This window comes from Pseudomonas sp. 910_21 (genome assembly GCF_052850735.1).
Genome location: NZ_VXCY01000008.1, coordinates 82,780 through 104,797 on the forward strand (window position 1 = coordinate 82,780; position 22,018 = coordinate 104,797).

General features: G+C 60.9%; 22 protein-coding genes. 18 read left to right on the top strand and 4 right to left on the bottom strand.

From position 1 onward, the window contains the following. Window positions 1-86: 86 nt before the first annotated feature. The 15 genes from acpP to FW796_RS23905 all read left to right on the top strand — a co-directional run bounded on the left by acpP (window position 87) and on the right by FW796_RS23905 (window position 14,298). Entirely contained in the window at window positions 87-323 is a 237-nt protein-coding gene (acpP, locus tag FW796_RS23835; RefSeq protein WP_003175607.1) for an acyl carrier protein, read from the top strand. 110 nt (window positions 324-433) lie between these two features. Then, the gene (gene fabF, locus FW796_RS23840; RefSeq protein WP_011060119.1) at window positions 434-1,678 is read left to right on the top strand and encodes a beta-ketoacyl-ACP synthase II; all 1,245 of its coding nucleotides are present in this window, start codon (window positions 434-436) and stop codon (window positions 1,676-1,678) included. Next, window positions 1,678-2,493, top strand: a complete 816-nt coding sequence (gene pabC / locus FW796_RS23845; protein WP_404938779.1) for an aminodeoxychorismate lyase — start codon at window positions 1,678-1,680, stop codon at window positions 2,491-2,493. Before fabF ends, pabC begins: the two co-directional genes overlap by 1 nt. A gap of 3 nt (window positions 2,494-2,496) precedes the next feature. Then, window positions 2,497-3,678 (top strand): endolytic transglycosylase MltG, encoded by a 1,182-nt coding sequence (mltG, locus tag FW796_RS23850; RefSeq protein ID WP_404938781.1) that lies wholly within the window; start codon window positions 2,497-2,499, stop codon window positions 3,676-3,678. A gap of 19 nt (window positions 3,679-3,697) precedes the next feature. Continuing rightward, the gene (gene tmk / locus FW796_RS23855) at window positions 3,698-4,330 is read left to right on the top strand and encodes a dTMP kinase (RefSeq protein ID WP_404938783.1); all 633 of its coding nucleotides are present in this window, start codon (window positions 3,698-3,700) and stop codon (window positions 4,328-4,330) included. Continuing rightward, window positions 4,323-5,309 (top strand): DNA polymerase III subunit delta', encoded by a 987-nt coding sequence (locus FW796_RS23860; RefSeq protein WP_446440161.1) that lies wholly within the window; start codon window positions 4,323-4,325, stop codon window positions 5,307-5,309. Before tmk ends, FW796_RS23860 begins: the two co-directional genes overlap by 8 nt. 84 nt (window positions 5,310-5,393) lie before the next feature. Continuing rightward, window positions 5,394-6,185, top strand: coding sequence for a TatD family hydrolase (locus FW796_RS23865; RefSeq protein WP_346631891.1), 792 nt, complete (start codon window positions 5,394-5,396; stop codon window positions 6,183-6,185). A gap of 802 nt (window positions 6,186-6,987) precedes the next feature. After that, window positions 6,988-7,626, top strand: coding sequence for a TetR/AcrR family transcriptional regulator (locus FW796_RS23870; RefSeq protein ID WP_159897239.1), 639 nt, complete (start codon window positions 6,988-6,990; stop codon window positions 7,624-7,626). Window positions 7,627-7,764: 138 nt separating this feature from the next. Then, window positions 7,765-8,733, top strand: coding sequence for a GTP 3',8-cyclase MoaA (locus FW796_RS23875; RefSeq protein ID WP_346631890.1), 969 nt, complete (start codon window positions 7,765-7,767; stop codon window positions 8,731-8,733). Between the two features lie 100 nt (window positions 8,734-8,833). Next, window positions 8,834-9,436: a DUF4823 domain-containing protein gene (locus tag FW796_RS23880; RefSeq protein WP_102863903.1), complete on the top strand. Its 603-nt coding sequence runs from the start codon at window positions 8,834-8,836 to the stop codon at window positions 9,434-9,436. Window positions 9,437-9,454: 18 nt separating this feature from the next. Continuing rightward, a complete protein-coding gene (locus FW796_RS23885) occupies window positions 9,455-10,036 on the top strand; it encodes a DUF1285 domain-containing protein (protein WP_346631889.1) in 582 nt (193 codons plus the stop codon). A gap of 53 nt (window positions 10,037-10,089) precedes the next feature. Further along, window positions 10,090-10,803, top strand: coding sequence for a GntR family transcriptional regulator (locus FW796_RS23890; RefSeq protein ID WP_346631888.1), 714 nt, complete (start codon window positions 10,090-10,092; stop codon window positions 10,801-10,803). After that, window positions 10,800-11,798: an ADP-ribosylglycohydrolase family protein gene (locus FW796_RS23895; protein WP_346631887.1), complete on the top strand. Its 999-nt coding sequence runs from the start codon at window positions 10,800-10,802 to the stop codon at window positions 11,796-11,798. The genes FW796_RS23890 and FW796_RS23895 overlap by 4 nt, the downstream gene beginning before the upstream one ends. A gap of 123 nt (window positions 11,799-11,921) precedes the next feature. After that, on the top strand, window positions 11,922-13,388 hold the full coding sequence (locus tag FW796_RS23900) for a purine-cytosine permease family protein (RefSeq protein ID WP_446440162.1): 1,467 nt from the start codon (window positions 11,922-11,924) through the stop codon (window positions 13,386-13,388). Further along, window positions 13,381-14,298 (top strand): PfkB family carbohydrate kinase, encoded by a 918-nt coding sequence (locus tag FW796_RS23905; protein WP_346631885.1) that lies wholly within the window; start codon window positions 13,381-13,383, stop codon window positions 14,296-14,298. The genes FW796_RS23900 and FW796_RS23905 overlap by 8 nt, the downstream gene beginning before the upstream one ends. A gap of 54 nt (window positions 14,299-14,352) precedes the next feature. Here FW796_RS23905 and FW796_RS23910 read toward each other — a convergent pair whose 3' ends face one another. Together FW796_RS23910 and FW796_RS23915 are read right to left on the bottom strand one after the other, a co-directional pair. Then, window positions 14,353-14,679 (bottom strand): hypothetical protein, encoded by a 327-nt coding sequence (locus tag FW796_RS23910; protein ID WP_346631884.1) that lies wholly within the window; start codon window positions 14,677-14,679, stop codon window positions 14,353-14,355. An 83-nt stretch (window positions 14,680-14,762) separates the two neighbouring features. Next, the gene (locus FW796_RS23915; RefSeq protein WP_446440163.1) at window positions 14,763-15,980 is read right to left on the bottom strand and encodes an MFS transporter; all 1,218 of its coding nucleotides are present in this window, start codon (window positions 15,978-15,980) and stop codon (window positions 14,763-14,765) included. A 204-nt stretch (window positions 15,981-16,184) separates the two neighbouring features. On the opposite strand from FW796_RS23915, the gene FW796_RS23920 reads away from it, so the two are divergent. Continuing rightward, window positions 16,185-16,664: a GNAT family N-acetyltransferase gene (locus FW796_RS23920; RefSeq protein WP_346631882.1), complete on the top strand. Its 480-nt coding sequence runs from the start codon at window positions 16,185-16,187 to the stop codon at window positions 16,662-16,664. 94 nt (window positions 16,665-16,758) lie between these two features. On the opposite strand, the gene FW796_RS23925 is transcribed toward FW796_RS23920, so the two are convergent. After that, complete coding sequence (locus FW796_RS23925) at window positions 16,759-17,811, bottom strand: NAD(P)-dependent alcohol dehydrogenase (RefSeq protein ID WP_404938795.1); 1,053 nt, start codon at window positions 17,809-17,811, stop codon at window positions 16,759-16,761. Between the two features lie 180 nt (window positions 17,812-17,991). Here FW796_RS23925 and FW796_RS23930 point away from each other — a divergent pair, with 180 nt between their 5' ends. Next, on the top strand, window positions 17,992-18,882 hold the full coding sequence (locus FW796_RS23930; RefSeq protein WP_404938797.1) for an AraC family transcriptional regulator: 891 nt from the start codon (window positions 17,992-17,994) through the stop codon (window positions 18,880-18,882). A 171-nt stretch (window positions 18,883-19,053) separates the two neighbouring features. Here FW796_RS23930 and FW796_RS23935 read toward each other — a convergent pair whose 3' ends face one another. Then, the gene (locus tag FW796_RS23935; protein ID WP_346631879.1) at window positions 19,054-20,718 is read right to left on the bottom strand and encodes an electron transfer flavoprotein-ubiquinone oxidoreductase; all 1,665 of its coding nucleotides are present in this window, start codon (window positions 20,716-20,718) and stop codon (window positions 19,054-19,056) included. A 548-nt stretch (window positions 20,719-21,266) separates the two neighbouring features. Between FW796_RS23935 and FW796_RS23940 the strand changes: the two genes are divergently transcribed. Next, window positions 21,267-22,016: an electron transfer flavoprotein subunit beta/FixA family protein gene (locus FW796_RS23940; RefSeq protein WP_015634720.1), complete on the top strand. Its 750-nt coding sequence runs from the start codon at window positions 21,267-21,269 to the stop codon at window positions 22,014-22,016. Window positions 22,017-22,018 lie beyond the last annotated feature (2 nt).

The window sequence follows — 22,018 nt, forward strand, 5'->3', positions numbered from 1 at the left end:
TTTCAGTTGAAAAGCTGAAAAGCCTTTCTATACACTTACCCACTGGCCAGCTGCCTGAATTTGTCCATTAGGAGTGAAAACAAGGTATGAGCACCATCGAAGAGCGCGTCAAGAAAATCGTTGCTGAGCAACTGGGCGTTAAAGAAGAAGAAGTTGTGAACACCGCTTCCTTCGTTGAAGACCTGGGTGCCGACTCCCTTGACACCGTTGAGCTGGTGATGGCTCTGGAAGAGGAATTCGAGACCGAAATCCCTGACGAAGAAGCTGAAAAGATCACTACCGTTCAAGCAGCTATCGACTACGTTACCAGCCACCAGGCTTAATCGTTTGTAGTCGTCTTTTGCTGTCATGGAAAAACCGCACTGCCGTTACGGCGTGCGGTTTTTTCTTTAGGCCTGATACAAAGTGTCGTCATTAGAAAAAGGAGAGTGCTGTGTCGCGTAGACGCGTCGTAGTCACCGGTATGGGTATGTTGTCGCCACTGGGTACGGATGTACCGAGTAGCTGGCAGGGCATTCTGGCTGGCCAAAGTGGCATTGGTCTGATCGAACACACCGACCTTTCTGCCTATTCCACCCGTTTTGGCGGCTCGGTAAAGGGCTTCAATGTCGAGGAATACCTGTCGGTCAAAGAGGCCCGCAAACTCGACCTGTTCATTCAATACGGTCTGGCGGCCGGGTTTCAGGCGGTGCGTAACGCCGGCCTGGAAGTGACCGATGCCAACCGTGAGCGCATTGGCGTGGCCATGGGGTCAGGTATTGGCGGTTTGACCAATATCGAAGAAACCAGCCGCATCCTGCACGATTCCGGACCACGACGGATTTCTCCGTTCTTCGTGCCTGGCTCGATCATCAATATGATTTCCGGCTTCCTGTCCATCCACTTGGGTGCCCAGGGGCCGAACTACGCCATTTCAACGGCGTGTACCACCGGTACCCATTGCATCGGCATGGCTGCGCGCAACATCGCCTACGGCGAAGCCGACGTGATGATTGCCGGCGGCGCCGAAATGGCCGCCTGTGGCCTGGGCATGGGGGGCTTCGGTGCGTCCCGTGCGCTGTCGACTCGCAATGACGAGCCGACCCGCGCCAGCCGGCCGTGGGACAAGGGTCGCGACGGTTTCGTGCTGTCCGACGGCGCCGGCGCGCTGGTTCTGGAGGAGCTGGAGCACGCCAAGGCCCGTGGTGCCACGATCTACGCTGAGCTGATCGGCTTCGGCATGAGCGGCGATGCCTATCACATGACGTCGCCGCCCGCCGATGGTGCCGGTGCCGCTCGCTGCATCGCCAACGCCTTGCGCGACGCCAAGCTCAATGTCGATCAAGTGCAGTACATCAACGCCCATGGCACTTCGACTCCGGCCGGTGACCTGGCAGAGGCCGAAGCGATCAAGAGCGTGTTTGGCGACCATGCCTACAAGCTCGCAGTCAGCTCCACCAAGTCCATGACCGGTCACCTGCTGGGTGCTGCCGGGGCGATCGAGGCGATCTTCAGCGTACTGGCAATCAACAGTCAGGCCGCGCCGCCCACCATCAACCTGGATGAACCGGATGAGGGCTGTGACCTCGATTTTGTGCCGCACACTGCGCGCAGCATGGACATCGATGTGGTGCTCTCCAACTCCTTCGGCTTTGGTGGCACCAACGGCTCTCTGGTGTTCCGCCGGTTCTCCGAGTGATGCATAGCTGGGTCGACGGTCGGCCGGCTGACGCACTGTCGCTCAAGGACCGCGGCCTGGCCTATGGCGATGGTCTGTTCGAGACCATCGCTGTCCGATCCGGGCAGCCGCAACTGCTGGAGCGGCATCTGCAGCGTCTGGCCGAAGGCTGTCGACGTCTTGCTCTGAATGCGGATCAGTCGCTGATCCGCAGTGAAGTGTTGGCCTATGCGGCCGCTCTGGGTGAGGGCGTGCTCAAGCTGATCCTGACCCGGGGCGACAGTCTGCGAGGATATGCCGCCGATCCTGCAGGCGCTGCGCGGCGGATTCTCCAGGGCGGCGCTTTGCCGGCCTATCCTGCGGTTCATGCCGATCAGGGGGTTGTGCTATTTCCTTGTGTCACGCGTTTATCCGAGCAACCGCTGTTGGCGGGCCTCAAGCATCTCAATCGCCTTGAACAGGTTCTGGCTCGCGCTGAATGGCGCGATCCCGAGCACGCCGAAGGCTTGATGCTTGATGGTGCCGGACGGGTGATCGAAGGCGTATTCAGCAATCTGTTTCTGGTCAGCCAAGGAAGTCTCCTGACGGCTGATCTGAGCCGCTGCGGTGTGGCAGGAGTGATGCGCGCTGAAATTTTGTTTCAGGCCAAGTCACAAGGCATCCCCGTTGAAGTGGCGGATATCAGTCTCGATCAACTGCAACAGGCGGACGAGGTCTTTGTCTGCAACAGTGTCTATGGCATCTGGCCGGTGCGTGCCTGCGCCGGGATGCGCTGGTCGACAGGACCGCTCACCCGTAAACTGCAGGGCATTACCCGCGCACTACTGGATGCTTGATTCGTGAGACGTAAACTTCTGCTCCTGCTGGAAACCGGACTGGTCCTGGCAGGGCTGCTGCTGGGCGCGAGTGCCTGGAAACTGCACTCGGCCCTGGAACAACCGCTGAACCTGGGTCAGGAGCAGTTGCTTGATGTTCCCGCCGGTTCTACGCCCACCGGAACCTTCAATCGTCTGCAGGCTGATGGCGTGATCCAGGATGCGTTCTGGCTGCGCCTGTACTGGCGTTTCAACTTGCCGGGCCAGCCTTTGCACAGCGGCGAGTACCGTATGACTCCGGGCATGACTGCCGAAGGCCTGATCGGTCTCTGGCAGCGAGGCGAGGTGGTGCAGTACAGCCTGACCCTGGTGGAGGGCTGGAACTTCCGTCAGGTGCGCAGTGCCCTGGCCAAGAGCGACAAATTGCAACAGACCCTGGCTGGTCTCAGCGACAGCCAGGTGATGGAGAAACTCGGTCACGGCGGCGTGTTTCCCGAGGGGCGTTTCTTCCCCGATACCTATCGTTTTGTGCGGGGCATGACTGATGCCGAACTCTTGGAGAAGGCCTACGATCGTCTGGACGAAGTGTTGGCCAAGGAGTGGGGCAAGCGTGCGGACGATGCGCCCTACAGCGACCCCTATCAGGCGCTGATCATGGCGTCGCTGGTGGAAAAGGAAACCGGCGTGCCCCAGGAGCGTGGACAGATCGCCGGGGTTTTTGTGCGGCGCATGCAGATCGGCATGCTGCTGCAGACCGATCCTACAGTGATCTATGGCCTGGGCGAGCGCTACACCGGCAAGCTGACCCGGGCGCACCTCAAGGAAGCCACACCCTATAACACCTATGTGATCGCCGGTTTGCCACCCACGCCGATTGCCATGGTCGGGCGCGAGGCGATTCATGCCGCTCTCAATCCGGTACCGGGCAAGAGCCTGTATTTTGTGGCCCGCGGCGACGGTAGCCATGTGTTCTCCGATGATCTGGATGCCCATAACAGCGCCGTGCGCGAATTTCAGCTCAAGCGTCGCGCCGACTATCGTTCCAGCCCGGCGCCTGTAACTGCTCCGGCTGCTTCCGAAGCCGAGAGTCCGGCGCCGGCAGTCGCGCCTCAGGCGGCTCCGGAGAGCTCGCCGCCAGCGTCGCCTGAGCCGGCTGTAGCTCCCACTCCGGTGGAGCCCGAACCCGCGCTGAAAAGCCCGCAATGACTCTGATTAAGGACTGCCTGTGACTGGCTTGTTTATTACCCTGGAAGGCCCGGAAGGTGCCGGCAAAAGCACCAACCGCGAGTACCTCGCCGAGCGTTTGCGCGCCGCAGGTATCGAAGTGGTGTTGACTCGCGAGCCTGGTGGCACGCCCTTGGCTGAACGGATTCGCGAAGTGTTGCTGACTCCGGGTGAGGAGGTCATGAATGCCGATACCGAGCTGCTGTTGGTGTTTGCTGCCCGCGCCCAGCACTTGGCCACCGTGATTCGCCCGGCATTGGTCCGGGGCGCGGTGGTGCTGTGCGACCGCTTCACTGATTCGACCTACGCCTATCAGGGTGCTGGTCGTGGCCTGAGCCTTGCGCGCATCGCTGCCCTGGAGGATTTCGTCCAAGGCGAGCTGCGCCCGGATCTGACCCTGGTTTTTGACCTGCCAGTGGACGTCGGTCTGGCCCGCGCCAGTGCCCGTGGCCGGCTGGATCGTTTCGAACAGGAAGGCCAGGCGTTTTTTCAGAAGGTCCGTGAGGCTTACCTGAAGCGCGCCGAAGCTGCTCCACAGCGTTATTTCCTGGTGGATGCGGCGCAGCCACTGGCGCAGGTCCAGCAGTCCCTGGATGCCTTGCTGCCACAATTGCTGGAGCGCGCCCGTGGCTGAGGTCTTCCCCTGGCAGGACGGCCTCTGGCAGCAGTTGGCGGGGCGCGCGCAGCATGCTCACGCGTACCTGCTGCACGGCCCGGCGGGAATTGGCAAGCGGGCCCTGGCCGAGCGCCTGATGGCGCGGTTGTTGTGCCAGCGCCCCGATGGGCTGGATGCCTGCGGTCAGTGCAAGTCGTGCCTGTTGTTGCAGGCGGGCAGTCATCCGGACAATTACGTGCTGGAGCCCGAAGAGGCGGACAAGGCGATCAAGGTCGACCAGGTTCGTGATCTGGTGAGCTTCGTGGTCCAGACTGCGCAACTGGGCGGGCGCAAGGTGGTGCTGATCGAGCCGGTGGAGTCGATGAACATCAATGCGTCCAACGCCTTGTTGAAAAGCCTTGAGGAGCCTTCAGGCGACACTGTGTTGTTGCTGGTGAGCCATCAGCCCAGCCGGCTGTTGCCCACCATCAAGAGCCGTTGTGTACAGCAGGCGTGCCCATTGCCCAGCTCGGCAATGAGTCGGCAGTGGCTGTCCCAGGCCTTGCCCGAATGCACCGAGGAGGAGCGGTTGGAGCTGCTGACCCTGGCAGCGGGATCGCCGCTGGCTGCCGTCGGCCTGCAGGCACAAGGCGTGCGTGAGCAGCGGGCGTTGGTGGTGGAGGGGGTGAAGAAGTTGCTCAAGCAGCAACAGTCGCCAACCCAGTTGGCCGAGGCCTGGAATGCCATTCCCTTGTTGCTGCTGTTCGATTGGTTCTGTGACTGGTCGAACCTGATCCTGCGGTACCAACTGACCCAGGACGAAGACGGCTTGGGTTTGCAGGACATGCGCAAGGTGCTGCAGTACCTGGCGCAAAAGTCCAGCCAGGACAAGGTGCTGGCGATCCAGGACTGGATCCTGGCCCAGCGGCAAAAGGTGCTGAGCAAGGCCAACCTTAACCGCGTGTTGCTGTTGGAAGCGCTGTTGGTGCAGTGGTCGGCGCTGCCTACCCAGCGCTGACGGGCAACACCTAGAATCAAGCCTGTATCCGGCCGGACTGTGCAGTCCGGCCCTTTCATTTATCGGATGTAGTTGCAGCCTCTTATGCTCGTAGATTCCCACTGCCACCTTGATCGTCTCGACCTTGCCGCCCACGACGGCTCACTGGATGCCGCGCTTGAGGCGGCCCGTCAGCGCGGTGTCGGGCATTTTCTGTGCATTGGCGTCAGTGCCGACAACGCGGCGGACGTCAAAGCCCTGGCCGAGCGTTATGACGACGTCGATTGTTCGGTGGGGGTGCATCCGTTGGATGTGCAACCGGGGGCGGCACCGGCGCTGGACTGGTTGCTGGACGAATTGAACCACCCGCGGGTGGTGGCCATCGGCGAGACCGGCCTGGATTATCACTACGAGCCGGAAGCTGCCGAGTTGCAGCAGGAGTCCTTCCGCTTGCACCTGCAGGCCGCGCAGCAGACTGGCAAGCCGGTGGTAGTGCATACCCGCGGTGCCCGGGCCGATACGCTAGCGCTGTTGCGTGAAGCGGCATTGCCCAATGCCGGCGTACTGCATTGCTTCACCGAGGACTGGGACATGGCCAAGGCGGCTCTGGACCTGGGGTTCTATATTTCTCTGTCGGGCATTGTCACCTTCCGCAATGCCGACGCGTTGCGCGATGTGGCGCGGCAGGTGCCTGCCGATCGCTTGCTGGTGGAAACCGATTCGCCTTATCTGGCGCCTATTCCCTATCGCGGCAAGCCCAACTTGCCGCAGTACGTACGTGAAGTGGCGGAGTTCCTGGCGATGCTGCGGGGCGAAGCCTATGACGCCTTTGCCGAACAGACCACGACCAACTTCAAGCGTCTGTTTCCCCTGGCGCGAGTCAAGGGCGAGGCCTGAGCCGCCAGTGCGTGGGAGGGCAAATTCCAGGCAAAAAAAACCCGGGTTCTGGGGGGTGAATCCGGGTTAAGACCATTAGGAGTAAAACTAAGGCACGCGGTCCTTCGGTACCTTGATCGGCGTTTCACTTGGGGGAGATGTCCCGCCGACAGTTCAAGTATTGATCACTATTGCATTCAGTCCAGTTGGCCCTGCTCGTTTTTTAAACAAATTTGGAATACGGGCGCTTCGGTTGAGTTCTCATTTGCCATGTTTTAGGGCTTACTTCGCTGAAAATCATCAAATATCAGCCTTTTTTTGCAAAATTTGCGCGATTTAGACGATTTTTCCCGCCCTGTTAAACACACAAGCTGTTGCAGTTTAATTTCCCGGAAGCCTGATCCCCATCAATGGCATCGATACTTTCAGACCTGTCGCCTGTCCTGGGTGGCTCTTTCGAGGCTCATCGGTGATATTTCCTGATGCTGATAAAGGCAACACTCCTGCGAGGCAGTGAAGCCATTGCGACTCATTGCGGTGTTTTCGTCGAGTGTGGGGCTGAGGCCGGTATCGAGAGCCGATTACAGAAAAATTGAGACTTTACGGTCTGATCCGAGGCTATATAGCTATCGATGTTTTCTATTTGAACCGCTTGCCGGCCCCGTATTCACTGGATTTTCCGGATGTTTGCGACTCATCTGCGTCCTGTCGTCTAGTGGGCTTTTACGTCAGAAACAGTGGCAACGACGGATGATCCGTGCATTTTGGCGCAAGTTAGGCATAATACGCGGCTTCGATTTTGACCCCGAACAGACCTTTTCTTATGCAGAAAGAACCTCGTAAGGTCCGTGAGTTTCGTCGCCGTGAGCAAGAAATTCTCGATACCGCGCTCAAGCTGTTCCTCGAACAAGGTGAAGACAGCGTCACCGTCGAGATGATTGCGGATGCCGTGGGTATCGGCAAAGGGACCATCTACAAGCATTTCAAGTCCAAGGCGGAGATCTACCTGCGCCTGATGCTCGATTATGAGCGCGACCTGAACGAGCTGCTGCACTCTGCCGATGTCGACAAGGACAAGGAGGCCCTGTCCCGGGCCTACTTCGAGTTCCGCATGCGCGATCCGCAGCGTTACCGGTTGTTCGACCGCCTGGAAGAGAAGGTGGTCAAGGGCAATCAGGTGCCGGAGATGGTCGAGGAACTGCACAAGATCCGTGCTTCCAACTTCGAGCGCCTGACCCTGCTGATCAAGGGCCGCATCAGCGAAGGCAAGCTGGAAGACGTGCCGCCTTACTTCCACTACTGCGCTTCCTGGGCGCTGGTGCACGGTGCTGTGGCGCTGTACCACTCGCCGTTCTGGAGCAATGTGCTTGAGGATCAGGAAGGTTTCTTCCAGTTCCTGATGGACATTGGCGTGCGCATGGGTAACAAGCGCAAGCGCGACCCCGACACTTCCAACGGCTGAGGCATTTGCCCGTTGTATTGCGCCATCGGGTAACTGTATGGCGCTGTGTCCGAGGAATATACTCAGGCATGGGACTTGCTAAAACCTGATTTTTGAGTCAGGTTTTGCCGGTTCTCCCTTCTTACGCCGGAGTCATCCATGATCGTTGATCGTCAAGGTAGGCGCTTTCGCAACTTGCGGATCAGTCTGACGTCTGCCTGCAACTACGCCTGTACCTACTGCGTGCCCAACGGCAAGCGGCTGGTGGCTGCCCAGGATGAGTTGTCGGCCCAGGCGATGGCTCGGGGCGTGGCGTATCTGATCGAAGCGGCTGGCATCGAACGCTTGCGCATCACCGGCGGTGAACCCCTGGTCAGCCCCAAGCTGGAAGCCTTCATGGGGGCGGTGGGGCGGATGGGCCTGGATGACATCAGTCTGACCACCAACGGCCAGTTGCTGGCGCGCAAGCTGCCATTGTTGCTGGACGCAGGGATCCGTCGAATCAACGTTTCTCTCGACACTCTGGATGCCAAGGCCTTTCGCAGTATCGCCCGCGGCGGGGATCTGGCCACTGTGCTGGATGGCATGCAGCAAGCTCGTGCGGCGGGGTTGAAGATCAAGGTCAACATGGTGCCGTTGCGTGGACAGAACCTGGATCAGGTCATGCCGTTGCTCGACTACTGCCTGCAGCAGGGCTATGAATTGCGCTTCATCGAATTGATGCGCATGGGCCACCTGGCCAGTGATGGCAATGCTTTCCTGCAGCAGTTTGTCAGCCTGCAGCAGTTGCTGGACTTGATCGGCCAGCGTTACGACTACCTCCAGGCCGACGCGCCACTGGATGCCACGGCCGTGCGCTACGAGATTCCCGGCCTTGGCCATTTCGGAGTGATTGCCAACGAGAGTGTGCCGTTCTGCCGGACCTGCTCGCGCCTGCGGTTGTCTTCCACTGGCTGGTTGCACGGCTGCCTGTCTTCGAGCAATCGTCACTATGTTGGCGATCTGCTGGACAAGCCGCGCCATCAAGCCTTGCCGGCCCTACAGCGCTTGTTGGTCAAGGCCTTGGGAGACAAGCAGGATGTGGCCTTTTCCGGTGGTGCCACGGTGATGAAGATCATCGGTGGGTGAGGCTGATCTTCAGTGAATTTCCTTCAATCGCGTAGCTGGCGCGGAAGCTGCATCCCGTGGCCATTCGCCGGTTTTCCGTCACCGGATTTTGGAGGGTAGGATGCGTAGCCTGGTTTTGCTGCTGGCCTTTTTGGCGCTCGGCGGCTGCATGAATGTCAGTGATATGGGCGAAGGGGTGCGTTATCACTTGAGTGACGCTGGGGTGCTCGACCACAGTGACACCCGCCGTACCAGCTCATTTCGCATTCAGCCGGATTCGTTCATTTTCATCGCCCAGGGGCCTTTTGCTCCCCCAGGCAGCGCTTACCCGCGACCCAACGTGGTAGCGGAGGAAGCCTTCAACGGCTTTATCGAATATTTCCCCATGGTGCGTCGCGCCCGTGCAGCCGAAGGCCTCAACGAAGCCATGGCCGAAGCCCGGGAACTGGGGGCGCATTATCTGCTCTATGCCCGTTTTGCCAAGGCGGATGACCGTATCGGCAACTCCGATGAGTGGCTGGATCAGGAAGCCGTCGACCGCCTGGGGGTCGATACCAGTACCATCCAGATCATGCTGATCGAAACCAGTACCCAGTATCTGATCGATTCGGCACGTATTCGCAGTCGTGGCGGTTTACTGACGTTCCACGACAACAAGCCCCAGGATCTGCTCGGCCCGCCGTTGCAGCAATACGCCCGCGGTTTGCTGGGCTTGAGCGACTGATTGATTGAGGAGAGCGGTATGAGTGGACCAGGCAAGGCCAACGACCTGTTGGCGCAGATTCCCAAGGCCGAGAAGGGCCTGCCGCCGGTCCACTTGTGGAACCCCGATTTCTGCGGCGATATCGACATGCGCATCGCTCGCGACGGGACCTGGTATTACCTGGGCACACCCATCGGCCGCAAGCCGATGGTCAAGCTGTTCTCCACGATCATCCGTCGCGATGGCGACCAGTACTTTCTCATCACTCCGGTGGAGAAAGTGGGGATCAAGGTTGATGACGCACCCTTCGTTGCCGTGACCCTGGAGGTCGAAGGGCAGGGCGAAAGCCAGGTGCTGCGCTTCACCACTCATGTCGATGAACAGGTGGTTGCCAGCGCTGAACATCCCTTGCGCGTGGTGATCGATCCTCAGACCCAGGAGCCCGCGCCCTATATTCTGGTGCGACACAATCTTGAGGCGCTGATCCATCGCAACGTCTTCTACCAATTGGTGGAGCTGGCGCAGACGCGCACCCTTGATGGACAGAGCTGGTTGGGCGTGTGGAGCAGCGGAACGTTTTTCCCCATAGGTCTTGAGCCTCAGGCAGACGTTTCAAGCTGATGTAAGAAGATATTTCTTGCTCTTGATCCGACCTTTCATGTATCAAACCGGACATGATCAAACATGTCCGATTCGATAAGAAAACAAGAGTGGTCGACGAGCTGATCCGGCGCATTGAAAGCGGTCTGATGGAAGACGGCTTCCAGCTTCCGGGGGAGCACCAGTTGGCCGAGGAGTTCGGTGTCAGTCGCGGCACCTTGCGCGAGGCCCTGGCCGAGCTCAAGCGTCGCAACTACATCGCCACACAGAGCGGCGTCGGCTCCATCGTCACCTTCGACGGTGTGGCCCTGGACCAGCATCATGGGTGGGCCCAGGCCCTGGCCGACAGCGGAGCGCTGGTCAATACCGAGGTGTTGCGCCTGGAAGCGATCTGCCGTCCCGACCTCAAGCACCGCCTGGGCACAGACCAATTCATTGCCCTGGACCGTCGCCGTCGCAGCACCGAGGGCCGGGTGCTATCCCTTGAACGTTCCCTGATCCCGGCATCCGGCGAGCTTGAAGGCCTGCCCCGGGTTGGCCTGATCGATGATTCCCTGACCATTACCCTGGCCGCCTACGGCTATATCGGCGAGCGTGGCGATCAGTGGATCGGCGCTGAACCCTTGAGTGCCGAAGACGCCGAGCTACTGGGCCGTGCTCCCGGGGAGGTGTTCCTCAAGGCCCTGCGCACCACCTATGACCGCCAGGGACGCTTCATGGAGCAGGTGGAGAGCCTGTTGGACCCGCAGCATTTTCGCATGCACCTGCAATTTGGAGAGTCGCGGTGAGCCTGCTCCGGCGGGCGCTTGGAGCTTTTTATGGATTGGCCCTGGGCGATGCCCTGGGCATGCCGACCCAGTCCCTGAGTCGTGAACAGATCCAGCAGCGCTTTGGCGCTATCCGTAGCCTGGAAGATGCCGGCCCGGACCAGCCGATCGCGGCGAATATGCCAGCCGGTTCCATTACCGATGATACCGAGCAGGCGATCCTGGTGGGCCGCCTACTGGTCCAGGGCCAAGGCCGGATCGCTCCCACTGCGCTGGCCAGGAGCCTCATCGAATGGGAAGCCGCGATGCAGGCCAAAGGCTCCCAGGACCTGCTCGGCCCTTCCACCAAACACGCGATTGAACTGATCCTCGCTGGCCATTCGGTGGAAGAGGCCGGCCGCTACGGCACCACCAATGGCGCCGCGATGCGTATCACACCAGTGGGCATCGCCAGCGATGTCGGCCACTCCGACGGTTTCATCCAGGCAGTGGTCCAGGCGTGCCAGGTCACCCACAACACCAGCCTGGGTATCGCCAGTGCAGCGGCGGTGGCGGCGGTGGTGTCGGCCGGGATCAATGGCACATGCCTGGCCGACGCGTTGCCCCTTGGGGTGCAGATTGCCCGGCAGGCGCAGGCTCAAGGGTACTGGGTCGCCGGTGCCAATATTGCCGCGCGCCTGGAGTGGGCCGCCACGCTGAGCGTGGATGGCGACAAGCAGGGGTTTGCCCGGATGCTCTATGAGCTGGTGGGTACCTCGGTGGCTTCCCAGGAGTCGGTGGTGACCAGCTTTGCCCTGGCCGGGCAAGTGGCGCTGGGGCATCTGGAAGCCTTCGAGGCCTTGTGCATGGCTGCCAGCCTGGGGGGCGATACCGACACGATTGCCGCGATTCTTGGGGCCATGCTCGGCGCCTGCCTCGGACTGGAGGCGTGGCCCAGCGATTTGATCGACCGGGTGCAGCAGGTCAATGAACTGGATCTGCAGCCTCTGGTACAAGAGCTGCTGGCTCTGCGCTGAGCCATCTTGCTCTGACAACACCCATGGCTATGGAAAGCTAAAAAACGCGGCCAGGAATGCCGGGATGTTCAGTGACTTCCGAAATTGCCAAAAACCACAACAATGGCAACAGGAGCCTTATTCATGAGTTCATCGACCGTCGGGCCTAGTGCCGGGCAACTGGAAACCCGTGGCATCGAGCCGGTTCCGGAAGCGGAGTGCAACGGCCATCCTTTGCAGCTGTTCTGGGTCTGGTTCGCGGCCAATATCAGTATTCTCGGCTTGCCCCTGGGGGCGACCCTGGTAGCGTTTCGCGGCCTATCGATCTGGCAGGTGCTGCTGGTGGCGATTCTGGGCTCGGTGGGGTCGTTCGCGGTGGTCGGGCTGATATCAGTGGCCGGTCGTCGTGGTCGGGCGCCGAGCCTGACCCTGTCCCGGGCCATTTTCGGTGTGCGCGGCAATATCGGTCCGACCCTGGTGTCCATGCTGTCGCGAGTCGGTTGGGAGACGGTCAATACCACCACCGCAGCTTTTGTTCTGCTGTCCCTGAGTTCGATCCTGTTCCACACCCCGGCCTCGGCCAAGGACGCGCCGCTGTTGACCCTGCTGTTCATCGGCCTCTTTGTGCTCATGACGCTGAGTGTGTCCGGTCTGGGCCATGCCACGTTGCTGGTGATCCAGAAGTGGGCCACCTATGGATTCGGCGCGCTGAACATACTGGTGGGCGGTTTTCTCTGTGCCACCATCGACTGGAACGCCGTGTTCAATGCCTCCCCCGCGCCCATGAGCGCGATGATCATCGGCATCGGCACCATGGCCGCAGGCACCGGGATCGGCTGGGCCAGCTCTGGGGCAGACATGTCTCGTTATCAGCAACGTTCGGTCACCGCCGGACGCCTGGTGGCCTCGGCGGCCTTCGGTGCCGGTATCCCGCTGGTGCTGTTGATCACCTTGGGAGGCTTGCTGTCGGTCGGCAATGATCATCTGGCTTCAGCGGTGGACCCGATCATCGCGATCCGCGACATGCTGCCAACCTGGATGGCCGTGCCTTACCTGATCGCCGCCTTTGGTGGCCTGCTGCTGTCCAACAACCTGTCGGTGTATTCCGCCGGTCTCACCGTGCTGACCCTGGGCCTCAAGGTCAAGCGGGTCTACGCGGTACTGGTGGAGATCGTGGCGATCTTCCTGGGTTCGATCTACTTCATGCTGATCGCCGACAGTTTCTACGGCCCCTTCATCAGCTTCATTTCCTTGCTGGCGGTGCCGATCACGGCCTGGGTGGGGATCTTCGTGGTGGACCTGACCCATCGCCACTACTACAGCGCCGATGATTTACTGAATATGGGCCCGAGCGGTGCTTACTGGTATCAGGGCGGCATCGAATGGCGGGCCTTTGGTGCCTGGGTGCTGGCCATCGTCCTGGGCTTCTGTTTCACCAGCATCGGCACCACGGCCGAGGATGTCTGGTTCACCGGGCCATTGGCCGATTCCTGGTTGGGGCAAAACGGTCTGGGCTGGATCGTCACCTTTCTCGTGGCCGGTGGTGGTTATGGCTTGCTGGGCGGCGCCCGCGACCGGCGTGGGGCTTTCGTCGAGAATGCCAATGCCTAGATTGCTCCACAGTGGCCAGGTGATCGTCGACCTGGTGATGGCGGTGGATCGCCTGCCGGATTCTGGCGGTGATGTGCTGGCACAGTCGGCCAGTTTCGAGGCTGGTGGCGGTTTCAATGTCATGGCCGCGGCCGCGCGTAATGGCCTGCCAGTGGTCTATCTCGGCCGTCACGGCCAGGGGCGCTTTGGTGAGCTGGCGCGGCAGGCGATGCAGGCCGAAGGCATCCAGATGAGCCTGGAACCCAGTCTGGGGGCCGACACCGGTCTATGCGTGGCCCTGACTGAAGCCTCTGCCGAGCGCACCTTCATTTCCCATATCGGTGCCGAGGGCGAGCTAACGGTCGAAGACTTGGCGCAGGTCGAGGTGAGGGCGGGGGACTACCTCTACGTCAGTGGCTACAGCCTGCTTCAGGCGAGCAAGGCAAAGGCCCTGGTCGACTGGCTGCTGGCATTGCCACCCTCGGTGCCTCTGATGTTCGACCCGGGGCCGCTGGTGGAATCGGCGGATTCTCCGTTGATGGCGGCTTTGCTGCCACGTATCGATATCTGGAGCAGTAACCGAGTCGAGGCGCTGCGCTTGAGTGCCAGCTCGGAGATTGTCGAAGCCTTGCAGCAGCTCGGCTCACTGTTGTCGCCCAAAGCCTTGCTGGTACTGCGGGACGGCCCCCGGGGTTGCTGGATCGGCCAGCAGGGGCGGTCTGTTCTGGTGCCGGGGTTCAAGGTCGAAGCAGTGGACAGCAATGGTGCCGGCGATGCTCATGCCGGTGTCTTCGTTGCGGCGCTTGCTGCGGGTCATGAACCGCTGGCAGCGGCCCGTCGGGCCAATGCGGCGGCGGCTATCGCGGTGACCCGCCGTGGCCCGGCCACCGCGCCGTGCAGCGCTGAAGTGGACGCAATGTTGCGGGCCTGATGGGCCTTCAGCCAGCCTTGCGCAGGGCCAGTTGGATTGCACCGGCGGCAGATGTTACTGGCTGCTGCCTTCAGAGCCTGCGCCGCCGGTGGTGGTTTTCGATCCGCTACCGGTCTTGCCGTTATCCGGAGTCGTGGCATCCAGGGTGCCGGCGCCGCCCTGGCGGCCGTTGTCGTTGCCCTGGATTCGTGGGTCGGTGCCGGTGGCCGGCGGCAGCGAGCCTTCGTCCATGGCCGGCGGGTTGATGTTGATCTTCGGTGTGCTCTGGGGGGCTGGGGATTGTGGGCCTTCTACCGGATTGGTGGGGCCTGTGGTGCCCGCCAGGGCGGCGCTGGACAACAGTCCGGCCAGGGCCAGGGCTGAGAGTTGGACCTTGATCATGGTGTTGCCTCCATTGTTAGAGTCGCTACCTGATATTGGTCTGCCCTGGCGTGGGGTTGGTGCCGGATTATCGACGAACGGCGCTATGGATTGTGGGCCATACGCAGTTGCAACGCTCGGCGCCAGCCCAGGCGGCCGAGGCTGATCAACCAGTTCAGCAGGGCAACGGCCAGTACGGTGAACAGCAGCGCCTGCATGCCGGCCTCGACAATGATCCGTCCAGCCAGCCAGGGAAAGCCGAACACCCCGACAAAGTAGGACAGGCTGAACAACAGCAGTGCCTGCGAGGTGCTGCCCTCAGGTGCTTCGTTGGCGGCCATGCCGTTGATCACCGAGTACGTCAGGCCATAGCCAACCCCCAGTATCACTGCGGCCAGCAGGTAGCTGGTGCTGCTGTCGACGACAAACAGGAACAGCAGGATCGACACCACCATCAACCCCGACAGCAAGCAGCAAGCGCGATAGGGGTCACGCTTGACCACAATGCCGGCGATCAGCATCCGGCTGGCGATGGCGGCGCTCATGAACCCGAGGAAGAACAGCGAATAGTCCACGCCCCGGGACGGTCCGTAGCTGGTCTGGAAACTCGACAGCCCGCCGAACACGCAGCCGCCCAGGCCGACCATCAGGATTGGCCACAGGGCCTTGGAAGACAGCACGCGTGCTGCACCGCTCCAGGTGATCCGGGCTGCCGCAGTGCCCAGGTGATTGGGTTCGCGACTCAAGCGGGCGCCCAGTCGCCAAAAGATCAGCACCCCCAGCAGGCTGGCCGCCGCTGCAATGAAAAAAGCGCTGGTCACGGGATAGCCCAGGGCGCTGCCCAGGCGTCCCAGCAGCGGCCCGGAACCTATGCCGGTCATCATGCTGCCCGACAGCAGGGCGAAGTAACGGGCCCGTTGCGCGGGCTCCACCAGCATCGCCACGATGATCGGCCCCAGGGTGTAGAACACTCCCCAGCCCAGGCCCAGGGTCAGGCCGAAAAGCAGCAGGGTGTCGCCGAACCCGGGGGTCAGGGCAAAGCCCAGGCTGGCCAGGGCCAGCAGGCAGCCGAACAGCGCCACCGAACGTGCGGCGCCGAGCCAGTCCGATAGGTGCCCGGAACCGATCACCGCGACGAAGGTGCTGAGCATCGCTGCCGAAATCACGCTGCCGGCGTTGTGCTCATTGCCGCCGCGGCTGCTGATCAGCAAGGACAGGAGAAAGGTCGAACCGTAAGACAGCGACAACAGATAGCTGCCCAGACAAAACAACCCGAACAAGGGGCCCGGGGCCCTGGATTCCTGCATAGTCCGCACGGACATGAAAGCGCCTCTCTCTTATGCTTGTAGTCGTGGGAGGCTTTCTAACATGGCCCTCTGCGCTGTTTGTTGTGATCCTGCAGGCCTCATGGTTAGTCGATAGCGGAGTAAGCCTCGGGTCGAGGAATCAGCAGCGCGTAAATGCCCGTGCATGTATTTCGGCTGTCGTTCTAATATGGCCGCCTGATTCCGCCAAGAGAACCGTCGATGACCGTCGTAATCCGTCCAGCACTGCCCAGCGATGCCCCACAGATTCTTGCTTTCATCACTGAACTCGCCGACTACGAGCGGGCTCGTCATGAAGTGATTGCCAGCGTCGCCGATATCGAGCGCAGCCTGTTCAGTGAAGGTGCCACGGCCCACGGCCTGATCTGCTTGCGTGACGGCGTGCCGATCGGCTTTGCGGTGTTTTTCTTCAGTTATTCCACCTGGCTGGGCAGCAACTGCCTCTACCTGGAGGATCTCTACATCACCCCGGAACAGCGCGGTGGCGGGGCGGGCAAGCAACTGCTGCGGCACTTGGCGCAGATCGCCTGTGACAACGATTGCGGACGCTTCGAATGGAGTGTCCTGGAGTGGAATGAACCGGCGATCCAGTTCTACAAGTCCCTGGGTGCGCAGCCTCAGGAGGAGTGGGTCAAGTACCGCATGGACGGCGAAGTGCTGCGGGCTTTCGCTCGGGGCTGACGTCTGCTGGCCGCTGTAGGAGCCGGCTTGCCGACGAAGGCGTACTCCGTGGAGCGCCTCCCAGCGACAAGCCGGAGCGTCATGGCATCGAGATTCAGACCTTCAAGGTAGCCATGTCGATCACGAAGCGGTACTTCACATCCCCTTTGATCATGCGCTCGTAGGCCTCATTGATCTGGCGAATATCCAGCATTTCGATATCGCAGGTAATGCCGTGCTCGGCGCAGAAGTCCAGCACTTCCTGGGTCTCGGCAATGCCGCCGATCAGCGATCCGGCCAGTACTCGACGGCTCATCACCAGCTTGCCGGCGTGCAGTGCCGGGTCCACCGGCTCAATCAGGCCCACCAGGATGTGTACGCCGTCAAAGCGCAGGGTGTCGAGGTAGGGGTTGAGGTCGTGGGGCACCGGGATGGTGTCCAGGAGGAAGTCGAAATGCCCGGCTACCGACTGCATCTGGGCCGCATCGGTAGACACGATCACGTGGTCCGCACCCTGGCGGCGGGCTTCTTCAGCCTTGCTCGCCGAGCGGGTGAACAGGGTCACTTCGGCGCCCAGGGCCTTGGCGAACTTGATGCCCATGTGGCCCAGGCCGCCCATGCCGAGAATCCCTACCTTGTCACCGGCCTTGACGCCATAGTGCTTGAGGGGCGAGTAGGTGGTGATGCCGGCGCAGAGAATCGGTGCTGCGCTGGCCAGGTCGAGTTTCTCCGGGATGCGCACGACAAAGTGCTCGCTGACCACGATGCTGTCGGAGTAGCCGCCCATGGTGTTGCTGCCATCGACCCGATCCGGGGTGGCGTAGGTCATGGTCGGACCTTCCAGGCAGTACTGTTCCAGGTTCGCAGCGCAGGCTTCGCAGTGGCGGCAAGAGTCGACCATGCAGCCGACGCCCACCAGGTCGCCGACCTTGTGCTTGCTGACATTGGCGCCGACGGCGGTGACCTTGCCGACGATCTCGTGGCCCGGCATCAACGGGTAGACGGCGATACCCCATTCGTTGCGAGCCTGATGGATGTCGGAGTGACAGACGCCGCAGTAGAGGATCTCGATGGCGACGTCGTCCGCACGGGGGCTGCGGCGCTGGAAGCTCATGGGGGCGAGGGGAGTGGTGGCCGATTGGGCGGCATAACCGATGGCGGTGTACATGATGAACCTCGCAAAAACGCTGACAAGTGAGGCGGTGCATTCTCGGCGTCGAGCCTGAGGGCAACCATGGCGATTCCTCGGCATGTCATGCCTATTCCTCCGGCATTGGCGGTTTTTGCACGGCATTGGCCAGCAGACCTGCGATGATGTTTTCATCCCTTTTTTCGTGAAGATTTCTGCATGCTGCTGACTCGTCATCTGGACGCCAACGCCACCCTGGTTTCGCTGATTCAGCCCCTTGCCAGTCGCGAGGGTTTCGTCGCTACCGCCTTGCCGGGCGTGCAGATCCTGCGGGCCAGCCGGGATGTGACCCGGGGACCGCAGATCTACGAGCCGAGCCTGATGGTCATCGTCCAGGGCAGCAAGCTGGCGTACCTGGGGACGCGGACCCTGGAATATGGCGCCGGGCACTACCTGATCCAGGCCCTGTCGGTGCCCTTCGAATGTGAAACCTTCGCCCTGCCCAATGCACCGCTGTTGGGGGTTTCCATCGCCATCGACCGGGCGGTCCTGGGAGAACTGGTGCTGGCCATGGGCATCACCGAGGGCCGTGCGGCGTCGGCGCAGACTCTGGAGTCCATGACTTCGGCGGTACTCGACGATCATATGCGCGGCTGCGTGGAGCGGCTTCTGCGCTGCCTGCAAGATCCCCTGGAGTGCAAGATCATGGGGGCGTCGCGGGTACGCGAATTGCTCTTCGCCGCCTTGCGCGGGCCCCAGGCCGATGCGTTGCGGGCGCTGGTGGAACAGCAGGGGCAGTTCGCCCGGGTCGCCGCTTCGCTCAATCATCTGCACGAGCATTACACCGAGCCGTTGAACGTCGAGACTCTGGCCCGCTGCGCCAACATGAGCACCTCGACCTTCCACGAGCATTTCAAGCGCAGCACCCTGCTTTCGCCGGTGCAGTACCTCAAGCGTTTGCGGCTGCTCAAGGCTCAGCAACTGTTGCTGGGGGAGGGGCTGGGGGTGGCTCAGGTGGCGCATCGTGTGGGGTATCAGAGCACCTCGCAGTTCAGTCGCGAGTACAAGCGCTACTTCGAGCGTAATCCCGGGGATGAGCGCGCCGCCTGAAAACTCCGCGCACCTTGTAGGAGTTGCCTTGCCAACGAATGCGCCCTTGGGCCGGATCAAGGCTTGGGGGGGGGCTTCGCCGGCAAGCCGGCTCCTACAGGGGGCTGTGCCAGCGAATCCCGAGCATGAAAAAGGCCCCCATAAAGGGGGCCTTTTTTGTACCGCGGTGACTTACATGTTCGGATAAGTCGGGCCGCCGGCACCTTCCGGGGTGACCCAGGTGATGTTCTGGGCTGGGTCCTTGATGTCGCAGGTCTTGCAGTGCACGCAGTTCTGGGCGTTGATCTGGAAGCGCTTCTCGCCGTCTTCCTGAGTGATCACTTCATACACGCCGGCCGGGCAGTAACGCTGAGCAGGCTCGTCGTACAGCGGCAGGTTGCGGCCCAGAGGGATGCTCGGGTCGGTCAGCTTGAGGTGGCAAGGCTGCTCTTCTTCATGGTTGGTACCGGAGATGAACACCGAGCTCAGTTTGTCGAAGCTGAGTTTGCCGTCGGGTTTCGGGTAGTCGATCTTCGCGCAGTCCTTGGCCAGCTTCAGGCAGGCGTAGTCCGGCTTGGTATCACGCAGGGTGAAGGGCAGTTTGCCGCCGAAGATGTTCTGGTCCACCCAGTTGAAGCCGCCGCCGACGATAGCGCCGAACTTGTGGATCGCCGGGCCGAAGTTGCGGCTGGCGAACAGTTCTTCGTACAACCAGCTGGATTTGAACGAGTCGACATAGCCCTTCAGCTCATCAGCACCTTCGGAACCGGTGAACAGCGAGTCGGCCACCGCATCGGCGGCCAGCATGCCGGACTTCATGGCAGTGTGGCTGCCCTTGATCTTGGCGAAGTTCAGGGTGCCCAGGTCGCAGCCGATCAGGGCGCCGCCCTTGAATACCATCTTCGGCAACGAGTTCAGGCCACCTTTGCAGATGGCGCGGGCGCCGTAGCTGATGCGCTTGCCGCCTTCCAGGTACTGCTTGAGCACCGGGTGATGCTTGAGGCGCTGGAACTCGTCGAACGGCGACAGATAGGTGTTGGCGTAAGACAGGTCGACGATCAGGCCCACCACGACCTGGTTGTTTTCCAGGTGATAGAGGAAGGAACCGCCAGTGTTCTCGTTACCCATGATCTCCAGCGGCCAGCCGGCGGTGTGGACCACCAGGCCCGGCTGGTGCTTGGCCGGATCGATTTCCCAGATTTCCTTGAGGCCGATGCCGTAGTGCTGGGCATCGGAGTCGCTGTCCAGGTTGAACTGCTTGATCAGTTGCTTGCCGATATGGCCACGGCAGCCTTCGGCGAACAGGGTGTACTTACCGCGCAGTTCCATGCCTGGGGTATAGAGACCGTCTTTCGGATGGCCTTCACGGTCGACACCCAGGTCGCCGGTGATGATTCCGCGGACCACGCCATTTTCATCGATCAGGGCTTCCTGGGCGGCAAAGCCCGGGTAGATTTCCACGCCCAGGTTCTCGGCCTGCTGGGCCAGCCAGCGGCACAGATTGCCCAGGGAAATGATGTAGTTACCTTCGTTGTGCATGGTCTTGGGCACAAAGAAGTCTGGAACCTTGGTGGAGGTTTCGCCGCTGCGCAGGACATAGATGTCGTCGCGGGTGACCGGGGTGTTGAGTGGGGCGCCCAGTTCCTTCCAGTCCGGGAACAGTTCATTCAGGGCCCGAGGCTCGAACACGGCACCGGAAAGGATGTGAGCACCGACTTCGGAGCCTTTTTCAACCACGCAGACGCTGATTTCCTTACCGGCTTCAGCGGCCTTCTGCTTAAGGCGGCAAGCGGCGGACAAGCCTGCGGGGCCGGCACCGACGATGACCACGTCGAATTCCATGTATTCGCGTTCCACTAGGCTATCTCCTACTCAAGGCTCAACGGTTTTTTCTAATTGGAGGTTTGGCGTTGCATCCCCGCTTTCTCCCATCGCGCATGGGGGGAGAAGGGGAGGACGGCCGACCTTTCTCTCTGGGCGGCGCATTATATCTACACCACTCTCAGCGTCCAATACAAACGTTTGTTTGAATTTGCCGCAGCCCAGATAAATCAAAGAAGCGCGGCTTATAAACGGCTATTTTGCCGTATTGACCGGAAAAGGCGTTCCGGTCAAGATACGGTCGGTTTTGCGCTCGCCGTAGGCTGACTGTTGGTTTCAAGAGCACCTCTAAAGACAGGGCAAAGGCAATAAAGGTGACGCACCGCGCAGCTTGAAAGTGCGCAGTTTACACGCCGCGATAATGAATGACTCGTCGGTCACCACTGACGAACGGTCATCACCCCGTGAGCAAGGTCAACCTGATATGCGCCAGCGTTTTTGGAGGTGCCCTTGTGCCGATGAGCATCAACCGCCAGGTTCTCGCCTAGGCGACTTTCTTTTCACCGGAGAGTAACGAGGAATCCATGAAGGTTCTTGTAGCTGTCAAACGAGTGGTCGACTATAACGTCAAGGTTCGCGTCAAAGCGGACAACTCCGGCGTCGACCTCGCCAACGTCAAGATGTCGATGAACCCTTTCTGCGAAATCGCAGTGGAAGAAGCCGTACGCCTGAAAGAGAAAGGCGTAGCGACTGAAATCGTCGTCGTCTCCATCGGTCCTGCTACTGCTCAAGAGCAACTGCGTACCGCCCTGGCACTGGGTGCCGATCGCGCAATCCTCGTCGAGTCCGCTGAAGAGTTGAACTCCCTGGCTGTGGCCAAGCTGCTCAAGGCTGTGGTCGACAAGGAGCAGCCACAACTGGTGATCCTGGGCAAACAGGCCATCGATAGCGACAACAACCAGACCGGCCAGATGCTGGCGGCCCTGAGCGGTTACGCTCAAGGCACCTTCGCCTCCAAGGTCGAAGTGTCCGGCGACAAGGTCAACGTCACTCGCGAAATCGACGGCGGCCTGCAGACCGTTGCGCTGAACCTGCCAGCCATCGTCACCACCGACTTGCGTTTGAACGAGCCGCGCTATGCGTCTCTGCCAAACATCATGAAAGCCAAGAAGAAGCCGCTTGAAACGCTGACTCCTGATGCTTTGGGCGTTTCCACCGCCTCCACCAACAAGACCCTGAAAGTCGAAGCGCCGGCTGCACGCAGCGCGGGTATCAAGGTCAAGTCGGTGGCTGAACTGGTCGAGAAACTGAAAAACGAAGCGAAGGTAATCTGATC

Bases quoted from the DNA above. Each gene is read 5' to 3' on its own strand.
- FW796_RS23870 (WP_159897239.1), top strand. From the start codon at position 6,988: ATGCAGAAAGAACCTCGTAAGGTCCGTGAGTTTCGTCGCCGTGAGCAA.
- acpP (WP_003175607.1), top strand. From the start codon at position 87: ATGAGCACCATCGAAGAGCGCGTCAAGAAAATCGTTGCTGAGCAACTG.
- FW796_RS23940 (WP_015634720.1), top strand. From the start codon at position 21,267: ATGAAGGTTCTTGTAGCTGTCAAACGAGTGGTCGACTATAACGTCAAG.
- FW796_RS23925 (WP_404938795.1), bottom strand. From the start codon at position 17,811: ATGTACACCGCCATCGGTTATGCCGCCCAATCGGCCACCACTCCCCTC.
- FW796_RS23865 (WP_346631891.1), top strand. From the start codon at position 5,394: ATGCTCGTAGATTCCCACTGCCACCTTGATCGTCTCGACCTTGCCGCC.
- pabC (WP_404938779.1), top strand. From the start codon at position 1,678: ATGCATAGCTGGGTCGACGGTCGGCCGGCTGACGCACTGTCGCTCAAG.
- FW796_RS23920 (WP_346631882.1), top strand. From the start codon at position 16,185: ATGACCGTCGTAATCCGTCCAGCACTGCCCAGCGATGCCCCACAGATT.
- FW796_RS23900 (WP_446440162.1), top strand. From the start codon at position 11,922: ATGAGTTCATCGACCGTCGGGCCTAGTGCCGGGCAACTGGAAACCCGT.
- FW796_RS23930 (WP_404938797.1), top strand. From the start codon at position 17,992: ATGCTGCTGACTCGTCATCTGGACGCCAACGCCACCCTGGTTTCGCTG.
- FW796_RS23875 (WP_346631890.1), top strand. From the start codon at position 7,765: ATGATCGTTGATCGTCAAGGTAGGCGCTTTCGCAACTTGCGGATCAGT.
- FW796_RS23905 (WP_346631885.1), top strand. From the start codon at position 13,381: ATGCCTAGATTGCTCCACAGTGGCCAGGTGATCGTCGACCTGGTGATG.
- FW796_RS23890 (WP_346631888.1), top strand. From the start codon at position 10,090: ATGATCAAACATGTCCGATTCGATAAGAAAACAAGAGTGGTCGACGAG.
- FW796_RS23910 (WP_346631884.1), bottom strand. From the start codon at position 14,679: ATGATCAAGGTCCAACTCTCAGCCCTGGCCCTGGCCGGACTGTTGTCC.
- FW796_RS23915 (WP_446440163.1), bottom strand. From the start codon at position 15,980: ATGTCCGTGCGGACTATGCAGGAATCCAGGGCCCCGGGCCCCTTGTTC.
- FW796_RS23885 (WP_346631889.1), top strand. From the start codon at position 9,455: ATGAGTGGACCAGGCAAGGCCAACGACCTGTTGGCGCAGATTCCCAAG.
- FW796_RS23880 (WP_102863903.1), top strand. From the start codon at position 8,834: ATGCGTAGCCTGGTTTTGCTGCTGGCCTTTTTGGCGCTCGGCGGCTGC.